This window comes from Streptomyces sp. NPDC055099, assembly GCF_053607685.1.
Genome location: NZ_JBSGUA010000001.1, coordinates 785,741 through 797,727 on the forward strand (window position 1 = coordinate 785,741; position 11,987 = coordinate 797,727).

Annotated in this window: 10 protein-coding genes and 1 pseudogene; all 11 read right to left on the minus strand. The window is 68.8% G+C overall.

Annotated elements, in window-relative coordinates; all coding sequences use genetic code 11:
- Positions 1–324, minus strand: a pseudogene (locus tag ACWFRU_RS03520) (hypothetical protein); the annotation flags it as partial.
- A gap of 37 nt (positions 325–361) precedes the next feature.
- Positions 362–928 (minus strand): GNAT family N-acetyltransferase, encoded by a 567-nt coding sequence (locus ACWFRU_RS03525; RefSeq protein WP_453684195.1) that lies wholly within the window; start codon positions 926–928, stop codon positions 362–364.
- On the minus strand, positions 929–2,851 hold the full coding sequence (locus ACWFRU_RS03530) for a TIGR03960 family B12-binding radical SAM protein (RefSeq protein WP_453684197.1): 1,923 nt from the start codon (positions 2,849–2,851) through the stop codon (positions 929–931). It lies immediately after the preceding gene.
- Between the two features lie 63 nt (positions 2,852–2,914).
- Entirely contained in the window at positions 2,915–4,525 is a 1,611-nt protein-coding gene (locus ACWFRU_RS03535; protein ID WP_453684199.1) for a CYTH and CHAD domain-containing protein, read from the minus strand.
- A 60-nt stretch (positions 4,526–4,585) separates the two neighbouring features.
- Positions 4,586–5,788 (minus strand): rod shape-determining protein RodA, encoded by a 1,203-nt coding sequence (gene rodA / locus ACWFRU_RS03540; protein ID WP_453684200.1) that lies wholly within the window; start codon positions 5,786–5,788, stop codon positions 4,586–4,588.
- Complete coding sequence (mrdA, locus tag ACWFRU_RS03545) at positions 5,788–7,962, minus strand: penicillin-binding protein 2 (protein ID WP_453684202.1); 2,175 nt, start codon at positions 7,960–7,962, stop codon at positions 5,788–5,790. Before mrdA ends, rodA begins: the two co-directional genes overlap by 1 nt.
- Positions 7,959–8,633, minus strand: a complete 675-nt coding sequence (gene mreD, locus ACWFRU_RS03550; protein WP_453684204.1) for a rod shape-determining protein MreD — start codon at positions 8,631–8,633, stop codon at positions 7,959–7,961. The genes mrdA and mreD overlap by 4 nt, the downstream gene beginning before the upstream one ends.
- Before the next feature lie 13 nt (positions 8,634–8,646).
- Positions 8,647–9,600 carry a rod shape-determining protein MreC gene (gene mreC / locus ACWFRU_RS03555; protein ID WP_453684205.1) on the minus strand — a complete coding sequence of 318 codons (954 nt, stop codon included), beginning with the start codon at positions 9,598–9,600 and terminating at the stop codon, positions 8,647–8,649.
- 166 nt (positions 9,601–9,766) lie between these two features.
- The gene (locus ACWFRU_RS03560) at positions 9,767–10,786 is read right to left on the minus strand and encodes a rod shape-determining protein (protein WP_160505014.1); all 1,020 of its coding nucleotides are present in this window, start codon (positions 10,784–10,786) and stop codon (positions 9,767–9,769) included.
- A gap of 335 nt (positions 10,787–11,121) precedes the next feature.
- On the minus strand, positions 11,122–11,535 hold the full coding sequence (gene ndk, locus ACWFRU_RS03565; protein ID WP_249589932.1) for a nucleoside-diphosphate kinase: 414 nt from the start codon (positions 11,533–11,535) through the stop codon (positions 11,122–11,124).
- Between the two features lie 105 nt (positions 11,536–11,640).
- Positions 11,641–11,985, minus strand: coding sequence for a DUF4233 domain-containing protein (locus ACWFRU_RS03570; RefSeq protein ID WP_453684207.1), 345 nt, complete (start codon positions 11,983–11,985; stop codon positions 11,641–11,643).
- Between the last annotated feature and the right edge of the window lie 2 nt (positions 11,986–11,987).

The window sequence follows — 11,987 nt, forward strand, 5'->3', positions numbered from 1 at the left end:
GGCCTTGAGCAGCCACGTCGTGGCGGTGGTGACGCCGAGCGCGATCGGCGTGAGGACGTACGTACCCAGCCACTCCAGCGGCGTCACGATCAGCGTCCGCCCCAGCCACCCCAGCGCGCGCCCCACGGGCCGCAGGCCTCTGAGGTACACGAAGCGGCCGCAGACGGCCAGGGCGTCCCACACCAGGCGCACCGGGACGACAAGCACGAGGACGACGATCCGCACCGGGATGCGGATCGCCACGGCGAGACAGCCCTCGGCCTGCGGCCGGGCCTCCGGCTGGGCTTGCGGTGCGGGCAGCGGGGGCCGCTTCTCCAGGTCCATGCCGTCCTAGACGCGTCAGTGGTGGGATGTGGTTCGGTCAGGCGCCGGTCGGGATCCAGTAACGCAGCTTTCCGCCGCGTTCGTCCTCGAAGGTGCCGCCCGCGCCCTCGATCACCTTGCGCGAACCGGTGTTGTCGGTGTCACAGGTGACCAGGACCGATGCGATGCCCAGCGCGCGTGCGTACGGCAGGGCGCCGGTCAGCATGGCCGTGGCGTGGCCGCGGCGGCGGGCGGTGGGGCGTACGTCGTAGCCGATGTGGCCGCCGTACTCGCGCAGGAAGCGCGTGTTGACGTTGTGCCGGATGGCGAGGCGGCCGATGTAGTCGGCGCCGTCCGCGTACCAGAGCGTCGTCACGGGGACGGAGAACGGCTCCGCGGGGTGCACGGCGGCGCGGACCTCGGTGACGTACCGCTCGAAGACCGCCGGGTCGTGCCACTTGTCGCCGTAGTCACGCAGGGTCTGGCCGAGCGTCGTGTCGTCGTCGTCACCGCCGCGCCCCTCGGCGCGGAACTCCTCCATCGCGGCGACGAAGGAGAGATGCACGAGGCCGGTGGGCGGGACGAGTCGAGGACCCGCTCCGGCCACCGGCCCCGGCTGCGTCATCTACTTCACGACCGACAGCGGAAGAAGCTTCTTGCCGGTCGGGCCGATCTGGATCTCGGTCTGCATCTGCGGGCACACGCCGCAGTCGAAGCAGGGGGTCCAGCGGCAGTCCTCGACCTCGGTCTCGTCGAGCGAGTCCTGCCAGTCGTCCCAGAGCCAGTCCTTGTCGAGACCGGAGTCCAGGTGGTCCCAGGGCAGGACCTCCTCGTACGTGCGCTCACGCGTCGTGTACCAGTCGACGTCCACGCCGAAGTCGGGCAGCGTCTTCTCGGCGCAGGCCATCCAGCGGTCGTAGCTGAAGTGCTCGCGCCAGCCGTCGAAGCGGCCGCCGTCCTCGTACACCGCGCGGATGACGGAACCGATGCGGCGGTCACCGCGCGAGAGCAGGCCCTCGACGATGCCGGGCTTGCCGTCGTGGTAGCGGAAGCCGATCGAGCGGCCGTACTTCTTGTCGCCGCGGATCTTGTCGCGCAGCTTCGTGAGGCGGGCGTCCGTCTCCTCGGCCGACAGCTGCGGGGCCCACTGGAAGGGCGTGTGCGGCTTGGGCACGAAGCCGCCGATGGAGACCGTGCAGCGGATGTCGTTGCCCGCGACCTCGCGGCCCTTGGCGATGACGTTCGCCGCCATGTCCGCGATCTGCAGGACGTCCTCGTCGGTCTCGGTGGGCAGGCCGAGCATGAAGTACAGCTTGACCTGGCGCCAGCCGTTGCCGTACGCGGTCGCGACGGTGCGGATCAGGTCCTCTTCGGAGACCATCTTGTTGATGACCTTCCGCATCCGCTCGCTGCCGCCCTCGGGGGCGAACGTCAGACCCGAGCGGCGGCCGTTCCTCGTCAGCTCGTTCGCCAGGTCGATGTTGAAGGCGTCGACGCGGGTCGAGGGCAGGGAGAGGCCGATCTTGTCTTCCTCGTACCGGTCCGCGAGGCCCTTGGCGACGTCCGCGATCTCCGTGTGGTCCGCGGAGGACAGGGAGAGCAGGCCGACCTCTTCGAAGCCGGTGGCCTTCAGGCCCTTCTCCACCATGTCGCCGATGCCGGTGATGCTTCGCTCCCGCACGGGGCGCGTGATCATGCCGGCCTGACAGAAGCGGCAGCCGCGGGTGCAGCCGCGGAAGATCTCCACGGACATGCGCTCGTGGACGGTCTCCGCGAGCGGCACGAGGGGCTGCTTGGGGTAGGGCCACTCGTCCAGGTCCATGACGGTGTGCTTGGACACGCGCCACGGGACACCGGACTTGTTCGGCACGACGCGGCCGATGCGGCCGTCCGGGAGGTACTCGACGTCGTAGAACCCGGGGACGTAGACGTTGCCGGTCCTGGCGAGGCGGAAGAGGACTTCCTCGCGGCCGCCGGGGCGGCCCTCGGCCTTCCACGCGCGGATGATCGCGGTCATGTCGAGCACGGCCTGCTCGCCGTCGCCGATGACGGCGCAGTCGATGAACTCCGCGATCGGCTCGGGGTTGAAGGCGGCGTGGCCTCCGGCGAGGACGATCGGGTCGTCGATGCCGCGGTCCTTGGACTCCAGCGGGATGCCCGCGAGGTCAAGGGCCGTGAGCATGTTCGTGTAGCCGAGCTCCGTGGAGAAGCTGAGCCCGAACACGTCGAAGGCGCCGACGGGCCGGTGGCTGTCCACGGTGAACTGCGGGACCTTGTGCTCCCGCATCAGCTCTTCGAGGTCCGGCCAGACGCTGTACGTGCGCTCGGCGAGGACGCCCTCGCGCTCGTTCAGCACCTCGTACAGGATCATGACGCCCTGGTTGGGCAGCCCCACCTCGTAGGCGTCCGGGTACATGAGCGCCCAGCGGACGTCACACTCGTCCCAGTCTTTGACGGTGGAGTTGAGCTCTCCGCCGACGTACTGGATGGGCTTCTGGACGTGCGGGAGAAGCGCTTCCAGGCGTGGGAAGACGGACTCGACAGGCATCACAGCGTCTTTCGGCAGGATCTCATGTTCTGGCAGGGGTGACCATCCAGCGTACCTCGGTACTCAGCCGTCCAGTGACGACCTCAGTTTGGGCCGGGACGCCCGGTGCCACACCGCGGGCAGCTCGTTCTCCCGCTCGGTGGCCCTGGCCTCCTCATGCCCGTACAGAAGTCCCCAGGTGAAGGCGGTCTCGCCCGCCGCGTGGGCCTGGATCGCGAGGTTCCGCAGGGCGTCGCGCGCGACCACGCTGTCCTGGTGATCGCCGAGCACCTTCTGGACGGCCTTCATCCGCTTCGCGAACCGCTTGGCGGGCTTGCCGAGCGCGGGCTTCGCCGCCTCACCCGCGTACCGGGCGCGCTTGGCGGCCTTGCGAGCGCCGTGCATCGCCACGTCGCGCTCCTCGCCGGGCGCCAGCGCGAGGGCGTGTTCGATGCGGGCCTCCAGGCGGGCGTAGTCCTTCCGGGCGGCCTTGGACAGGGCCTTTCCGGGGGACGCGGTGGCGGCCTTGCGCAGCGGCGGGTCGGCGAGCAGCGCGTCCACGGAGTCGAGGAGCTGCACGTACCGGCGGCTTTCGAGCGCGGCGACGGTCCTGCTCCGGGCGTCGGCGGAGCCCGCGACGTTCCAGATGCTCAGGCGGGCCCGCACCGGACCCAGGACCAGGGTGCCGGGCACGGCGTCGATGCGGCCGGTGAGCCGCTCGGCCAGGACCTCCTGGTCGCGGTCGACGCCGAGCTCTCCAGCGAGCCACTTCAGTTCGTCGCCGATCGGGTCGGTGACGGAGCGGTCGAGGAGCTTCCTGTACGAGCGGAACGCGCTGCGCATCCGCCGCGTGGCGACCCGCATCTGGTGCACGGAGTCCGGCTGGTCGCGGCGGACGTCGGGGTCGAGGGCGACGAGTGCGTCGCGCTGGGCGCGGATGTAGGCGAGGACGTGGTCGGCAGCGGTGACGGGGTCAGGTTGCACGGCGGAGTCCTTCGGCTGGATGACGGTGTACCGGTCACCCTTCTGCCCCTTTTTGCCCCCGGCAGGCTTGAGCGTGCCTTCCGCGACGAGCTGCCGGGTCGCGGCAAGCGCCGTCCCCGCCTGGGCCTTGGCCAGTTTCGACGCGGCCGCCGACCGCTCGACACCGAGCTTCTTCAGCTTCTTCTCGATCTTGTCGAGCAGCGCGGGATCCGCGTCGTCCGCGAGCTCCACCTCGATCTCGGCCCACTCGGTGGTGCCGCCGCCCTCCGTGAGCCGCTCGGCCCTGACCCGGTCGATGCTCAGCTCGGCGAGGAGCGCGCCCTTGTCGTCGAGAAGGTGGCGCAGGTCCCGCGCGGTCAACAGCCGCATGACGGGCACGAGTTCGGCGTCGCGCACCCGGGACCGCACCAGCGCGGACAGCTCGGGCGGCACCGAGTCCGACAGGGGTGCCTGGATCTCGTCCCGCGCGCCTTGCACGAGGGAGACCGGCAGTTTCAGGTGCCAGCCCTCGTCGTCGCCGCCCGTGCGGCGGCGGAGCGTGATCGAGTCCGCGAGCAGAAGTTGGTCGGTCGTGTCGTGATAGACGGCGTCCAGTTCGACGACACCCTTGTCGACGACCTTCGCCACTGAGGCGACACCGGTCAGGTCGGGCAGCTCCGCGGCCGCTTCGACGTCGTACTTCCGCTCGATCTCCCGCTTCGTCTGCGCCATGAACCGAATCTAGACGGGATCCGGGGCGCTGGGCAGTCCCCCAGACGCCCCGGGGCAGAGCTAGGCCGACATCGGTCGCTGCACCTTGATGGACTGCAGCAGGCCGACGGCCACCCAGACCGCGAACATCGATGACCCTCCGTACGAGACGAAGGGCAGCGGCAGACCCGCCACCGGCATGATGCCGAGCGTCATCCCGATGTTCTCGAAGGACTGGAAGGCGAACCAGGCGATGATCCCGGCGGCGACGATCGTGCCGTACAGCTCCGTCGTCTCGCGCGCGATGCGGCAGGCGCGCCACAGGAAGACGCCGAGCAGGAGAAGGATGAGTCCCGCGCCCGCGAAGCCGAGTTCCTCGCCCGCGACGGTGAACACGAAGTCCGTCTGCTGCTCGGGCACGAACTGACCGGTGGTCTGCGAGCCCTTGAAGAGGCCGGTGCCCGTCAGGCCGCCGGAACCGATCGCGATGCGCGCCTGGTTGGTGTTGTAGCCGACGCCCGCCGGGTCGAGCGCGGGGTTGGCGAAGGCCGCGAAGCGGGCGATCTGGTAGTCGTCCAGGACGCCGAGCTGCCAGACGGCGATCGCTCCGGCGGCGCCCGTGCCGAGGAGTCCGAAGACCCAGCGGTTGGAGGCGCCCGACGCGAGCAGCACGCCGAGCACGATCATCGCCATCACCATGACTGACCCGAGGTCGGGCATGAGGAGCACGATCACTATCGGTACGGCGGCCAGGCCGAGGGCCTGCAGGACCGTGCGGTGGTCGGGGTGGTCCCGGTCGCCCGCGTCCACCCGCGCCGCGAGCAGCATCGCCATGCCCAGGATGATCGTGATCTTCACGAACTCGGAGGGCTGCAGCGAGAAGCCGCCGCCGAGCACGATCCAGGCGTGCGCGCCGTTGATCGTCGCGCCGAGCGGGGTGAGGACGAGCAGGACGAGGAAGACGGAGATGCCGTAGAGGATCGGCACAGCCGTCCGCAGCGTCCGGTGGCCGAGCCACACCGTGCCCACCATCAGGGCGATGCCGATGCCGGTGTTCAGGAGGTGCTTGAGCAGGAAGGAGTACGGGTCGTCGCCGACCAGCTCGGTGCGGTTGCGCGTCGCGGAGTAGACCAGCGCCGAGCCGATCGCGGAGAGCGCGATCGCCGAGAGCAGTATCGGCCAGTCCATCCTGCGCACCAGCGAGTCGCGGGCGAGCAGGCGGGACGTCATCGACGAGCGCTCGGGCCCGTAGCCGGAGACGGAGAAGCCATTGTTGCCGGCCACTAGTCGCGCCTCCCGTTCGCGGGCGCGCCCGCCAGTTCCTGCGGCGCCTCTGAGGGCTTGGGGGCCTCGGGCTTGTACGGCTTGATCTTCGGCGACTTGATCGAGCCGTCGGTCTCGATCTTCGGCAGGTCCTTCTGCGGCTGGGGCAGGAGGGCCTTCTTGAGGTCCTGCTTGCCGTTCTCGTCCAGGCCGTAGATGCCGTCGTAGATCTTGCGGACGGCGGGGCCCGACGCTCCGGAGCCCGTACCACCCTGGGAGATCGTCATCACGATCGAGTAGTCCTTGGTGTACGTCGCGAACCACGAGGTGGTCTGCTTGCCGTGGACCTCCGCCGTACCCGTCTTGGCGTGCATCGGGATCTTGTCCTGCGGCCAGCCGCCGAACCGCCAGGCGGCCGTTCCCTTGGTCGCCACGTCGGCGAGCGCACCGTCTATGTCCTTGCGCGTCTTCTCGTCCATGGGCAGCTTGCCGTGCGACTTGGGCTTGATCTCCTGGACCTGCTTGCCGTCGGCGCTGACGATCGCCTTGCCGACGGTCGGGTCGTAGAGGGTGCCGCCGTTGGCAATGGCGGAGTAGATCGTCGCCATCTGTATCGGCGTGACGAGGGTGTCGCCCTGTCCGATGGAGTAGTTGACGGAGTCACCGGCGCGCATCTTCATGCCTTCGAGGCAGTTCTCGTACGCGATCTGCTCGACGTAGTCGCCGCCCTTCTTGCCCTGCTTGCACCAGCCGTCCTTGTTGGCCTTCCAGTAGTCCTTCTTCCACTGGCGGTCGGGGACGCGGCCGGTGACCTCGTTCGGCAGATCGATGCCGGTCTCCTTGCCGAGGCCGAACTGGTGGGCCGTCTTGTAGAACCAGTCCTTGGCGTCCTTCTTCGGCTTGTTGCCGCCGTCCTTGGCCCACTGGTCGTGCGAGAGCTTGTAGAAGACGGTGTCGCAGGAGACCTCCAGGGCCTGGCCGAGGGTGATGCTGCCGTGGCCCTGGGACTCGAAGTTCTTGAAGGTCTGGCCGCCGATGGAGTACGAGCTGGGGCAGGGGTAGCGCCCGTTGAAGTCGTAGCCCGCGTTGACCGCCGCCGTGGTCGGGATGACCTTGAAGATCGAGCCGGGGGCCGCCTGGCCCTGGATGGCGCGGTTCAGGAGCGGGTAGTTGGACTTCTTGCCGGTGAGCCGGGTGTAGTCCTTGCCGGAGATGCCGCCGACCCAGGCGTTCGGGTCGTAGGTCGGGTTGGACGCCATGGAGACGACGCGTCCGGTCTTGTTCTCCATGACGACGACGGCGCCCGCGTCGGCCTTGTAGTTCTCGTTGGTGTTCTTGTCGAACTCCTGGCGGGCCTTCTTCATCGCGTCGTTCAGCCAGTACTCGGACAGCGCCTGTACGCGCGCGTCGATGCTGGTGACGACGTTCGCGCCGGGCTGGGCCGGGTCGTCCTTGGCCTTGCCGATGACGCGGCCGAGGTTGTCGACCTCGTAGCGGGTGACGCCGGCCTTGCCGCGCAGCTGCGCGTCGTAGGTCCGCTCGAGACCCGAGCGGCCGACCTGGTCGGAGCGCAGGAACGGCGAGTTGGTGTTCTCGGCCTTCTTGATCTCCTCGTCGGTGACGGGCGAGAGGTAGCCGAGCACCTGGGCGGTGTTGGACTTGCCGGGCGCGGCGTAGCGGCGGACGGCGGTGGGCTCGGCGGTGATGCCGGGGAAGTCCTCGGCGCGCTCACGGATCTGGAGGGCCTGCTTGGGCGAGGCCTCGTCCGTGATCGGGATCGGCTGGTAGGGCGAGCCGTTCCAGCAGGGCTGCGGCGTCTTGGAGTCGCAGAGGCGGACCTTGTCGGAGACTTCCTTGGTGGTCATGCCGAGGACGTCGGCGAGCTTGGCGAGGGCCGCCTTGCCGTCGTCCTTCATCTTCATCAGGTCCGTGCGGGACGCGGAGACGACCAGGCGGGTCTCGTTGTCGGCGATCGGCACGCCGCGGGCGTCGAGGATCGAGCCGCGTACGGCGGGGTCGACGACCTGCTGGACGTGGTTGCCGGAGGCTTCCTCGGCGTACTCCTCACCGTTGCGGATCTGGAGGTACCAGAGGCGCCCGCCGAGGGTGAGGAGGAGGGAGAGCACAAGGATCTGGATGACGATGAGACGGATCTGGACTCTTGGGGTCCGTCCGGTCTCGGGAATGTTGGTCACAGTCGCTTGACCCCCTTGATGCGTCCGGCGCGCGCGACGCGTGCCTTGGCCGCCTTCGCCCGCAGGCCGCCGCGCTGGTTGCCGATGCGCAGGCCCGTGCCGGAGGAGAGCCAGCCGGACGCGACGTCCGTGGCGGCCTTGTTGGCGGGGGAGGTCTCCCCCAGCGGGTCGTTCTCGGCTCTGCGGGCGAGCGCGATGATCAGCGGCACCGTGAACGGCGCGAGCAGCAGGTCGTACAGGGCCGCCGTGAAGAGGAGCCCGCCCAGGCCCACGTGGCGGGCGGCGGTGTCCCCCACGAGGGCGCCCACGCCCGCGTACAGCAGGGTCGAGCCGATGGCGGCGCCGACGACCACGACGAGCGGCCCGGTGGCCGACCTGAGCCGCCCGGTCTCCGGCTTGGCCAGGCCCGCGAGGTAGCCGACGACGCACAGGACCAGGGCGTACCGCCCGGCGGCGTGATCGGCCGGCGGTGCCAGGTCCGCGAGGAGTCCGGCGCCGAAGCCGACGAGGGCGCCGCCCACATGGCCGTAGACCAGGGCGAGGCCGAGCACCGTGAGCAGCACGAGGTCCGGGACCGCGCCCGGCAGTTGCAGCCGGGCCAGGACGCTGACCTGGATGACCAGGGCGACGACGACCAGGGTGGTGGAGAGCAGGATTCGGTTGAAGCGCATGGTTCCGGGGCTCCTACTGCTCGTTGCCGTTGTCGGCGCCGTCGGCCGGGGCCTGTCCTGACGGGGTGGCCGTCACGGTCACCGTCGGGGTCGGCTTCGGCTTGGCGGGCTTCTTCGGCAGGACCGTGTCGCGCGGGTCCTCGCGGGGCGCTTCGACGACGACTCCGACGATGTCCAGCTTGGTGAAGCCGACGTACGGCTTGATGTAGATGTTGCGCGTCAGGTCACCGCCCGACGGGTCGACGCGGACGACCTCGCCGACCGGCACGCCGGGCACGAACGGCTTGTCCTTCTGCGATCCGAAGGTGACCAGGCGGTCGCCCTTCTTGATCTCGGCCTTGCCGTTGAGCATCTGCACCGAGAGCGGGCGGTCGCCCTGTCCGGTGGCGAAGCCCAGCTCGTCGGTCTTCTCCATGCGGGTGCCGACGGTGAAGTCGGGGTCGTTGGCGAGCAGGACGGTCGCGGTGCTGGGGCCGACCGTGGTGACGCGTCCGACCAGGCCGTCGCCGTTCAGGACGGTCATGTCGCGCTTGAGTCCGTCGTTGGCGCCCGCGTCGATGGTGACGGTCCAGGAGAAGCCCTGGGCCGCTCCTATGCCGATGACTTCGGCGCCCTTGATGCCGTACTGACCGGCACCGGCGCTCTTGAGCATGCTGTCCAGCTGTCTGACCCGACTGCGATTGCGGTCGTCGCTGCCGAGCTTCGCCTTCAACGCGGCGTTCTGACGCTCGAGTTCGGCGATCCGGTCATGCCGGTCACCGGAGTCCCTGACCGCGCCGATGGCGTTGCCGATCGGGTCGACGGCGGACGACACGCCGTTCTCGACCGGGCCGAAGACCGTGGCGGCGGCCTGACGGGCACCGTCGACCGGCGAGTCCTCGCCACCACGGATGTCCACCGTGATCAAAGCGAACGCGATGGCGATCAGCAGCACCAGGAGCAGCCGGCTCTCTCGTGTGTCCCTCACGTGCGGCGGCCGTGCCTTCCTCAGTTGGAAATCCTTGGAATTCTGAGCATTTACTTATGTTCGGGCATCTGCGCGTGCCCTTTGAAGCTCTCTATATCAACGATCCGCCGCACGAGGTGACAGGCACTCGTACGGCGGACACCCTTATCGCGGGTTCGCGCCACCCTCAGCGGCGCGGCGACGCGTCAAGGACCTGCTGAAGCGCCTCGAACTCCTCGACGCACTTGCCGGAGCCGAGCGCCACGCTGTCCAGCGGGTCCTCGGCGATGTGGATCGGCATGCCCGTCTCGCGGCGCAGACGCTCGTCGAGGCCGCGCAGCAGGGCGCCGCCTCCGGTGAGAACGATGCCGCGGTCCATCACGTCACCGGAGAGTTCCGGCGGGCACTTGTCGAGGGTCGTCTTGACCGCGTCCACGATCGCGTTGACCGGCTCCTCGATGGCCTTGCGGACCTCGGCGGCGGAGATGACGACGGTCTTGGGCAGCCCGGAGACCAGGTCCCTGCCGCGGATCTCGGTGTGCTCGTCGGCGTCCATGTCGTACGCCGAGCCGATGGTGATCTTGATCTGCTCGGCCGTGCGCTCACCGAGGAGGAGGGAGTACTCCTTCTTGATGTGCTGGATGATCGCGTTGTCCAGCTCGTCGCCCGCGACGCGGATCGACTGTGCCGTGACGATTCCGCCGAGCGAGATGACGGCGACCTCGGTGGTGCCGCCGCCGATGTCGACCACCATGTTGCCCGTGGCCTCGTGGACCGGCAGGCCGGAACCGATGGCCGCGGCCATGGGCTCCTCGATGATGTGCACCTGGCGGGCGCCGGCCTGCGAGGAGGCCTCGATGACGGCGCGGCGCTCGACTCCGGTGATGCCGGAGGGCACACAGACGACGACACGCGGGCGGGCGAGGTAGCGCCGCTTGTGAATCTTCAGGATGAAGTAGCGGAGCATCCGCTCGGTGATCTCGAAGTCGGCGATGACGCCGTCCTTCAGCGGTCGCACGGCAACGATGTTGCCCGGCGTGCGACCGATCATCTTCTTGGCTTCGGCGCCGACAGCGAGGATGCCACCGGTGTTGGTGTTGATCGCGACCACGGACGGTTCGTTGAGAACGATCCCGCGACCCCTGACGTACACCAGCGTGTTGGCGGTCCCGAGGTCGACAGCCATGTCACGGCCGATGAACGACATGTTGTTCCCCATGAGGATGCGTCTGGCCTTCCCTGGAGCTTCTGATGGCTTTTTAGGTAGGCGAGGTGGGTGCTGTGTGGCGTGGAGGCTTCCATCGTAGTCTCGCCTGCACGAACACGGCGCTAGGGTCTTCGCCATTGTCAGCAGATGATGCGCCGCCTCGCTCTTGGAGACGTGCCATCGGAGGCACGGGTTCCCCCAATTGGGGCGCATATGCCAAGGGGCGGCCGGTTTTCTCGGCCACCCCTGGTCAGGGCGGTGCCCTGCTGACTAGGCGTCAGAAGTCTTTACGGAACTCTTTACCTGTGTCCGTCAGGCGAGACCGCGAACGGCCGTCAGACGACACCCGGGAAGAAGATCTTCAGCTCGCGCTCGGCGGACTCCTCGGAGTCCGAGGCGTGGATCAGGTTCTCCCGGACGATGCTGCCGAAGTCGCCCCGGATGGAGCCGGGCGCGGCGGCGATCGGGTCGGTCGGACCCGCGAGGGCGCGCACGCCCTCGATGACGCGCTCACCCTCGACGACGAGCGCGACGACCGGACCGGAGGACATGAAGGCGACCAGCGGCTCGTAGAAGGGCTTGCCCTTGTGCTCGCCGTAGTGCTGCTCCAGCGTCTCCTGGTCGAGCGAACGCAGTTCGAGGGCGGAGATCGTCCAGCCCGCCTTGCGCTCGATGCGGCCGATGATCTCGCCGATCAGGCCACGACGGACGGTGTCGGGCTTGAGCAGGACGAGAGTGCGCTGGGTCATGTGCGGCTCCAAGCATTTTTTCTACGAGCGTGTGGGTTGCCCGGCAGAATACCGGCACCCACTACACCGCGTTACCTCCGGCCCCGTCCCCGGGGCCCCGCACGGTCAGGCCTCGGCCTCCGCCTGCGCCGCGAACCTGGCCTTCGCCTCGTCGATCTTCTGGCCGAAGTGGATCGAGGCCCACCACAGCGCGGCGAACACCGCCCCCATGAAGAACATGATCGGCACGACGAAGCCGCTCGCGATGAGCGCGATCTGCAGCGCCCAGCCGAGCTGCACCCCGCCGGGCCGCGTGATCATTCCGCACAGCAGGACGCTGAACAGCATCGCGATGCCGCAGACCGTCCAGACCGTGCCCATCGTCAGGTCCGGGTCCTTCATGGCGACCAGACCGGCGAAACCGATCACGAAGAACTCGCCGATCAGCGTCGAAGCACAGAGCGTACGCACAG

Coding starts and splice junctions, on each gene's coding strand:
- ACWFRU_RS03530 (WP_453684197.1), bottom strand. CDS start 2,851: ATGCCTGTCGAGTCCGTCTTCCCACGCCTGGAAGCGCTTCTCCCGCAC.
- mreD (WP_453684204.1), bottom strand. CDS start 8,633: ATGCGCTTCAACCGAATCCTGCTCTCCACCACCCTGGTCGTCGTCGCC.
- ndk (WP_249589932.1), bottom strand. CDS start 11,535: ATGACCCAGCGCACTCTCGTCCTGCTCAAGCCCGACACCGTCCGTCGT.
- ACWFRU_RS03535 (WP_453684199.1), bottom strand. CDS start 4,525: ATGGCGCAGACGAAGCGGGAGATCGAGCGGAAGTACGACGTCGAAGCG.
- ACWFRU_RS03560 (WP_160505014.1), bottom strand. CDS start 10,786: ATGTCGTTCATCGGCCGTGACATGGCTGTCGACCTCGGGACCGCCAAC.
- ACWFRU_RS03525 (WP_453684195.1), bottom strand. CDS start 928: ATGACGCAGCCGGGGCCGGTGGCCGGAGCGGGTCCTCGACTCGTCCCG.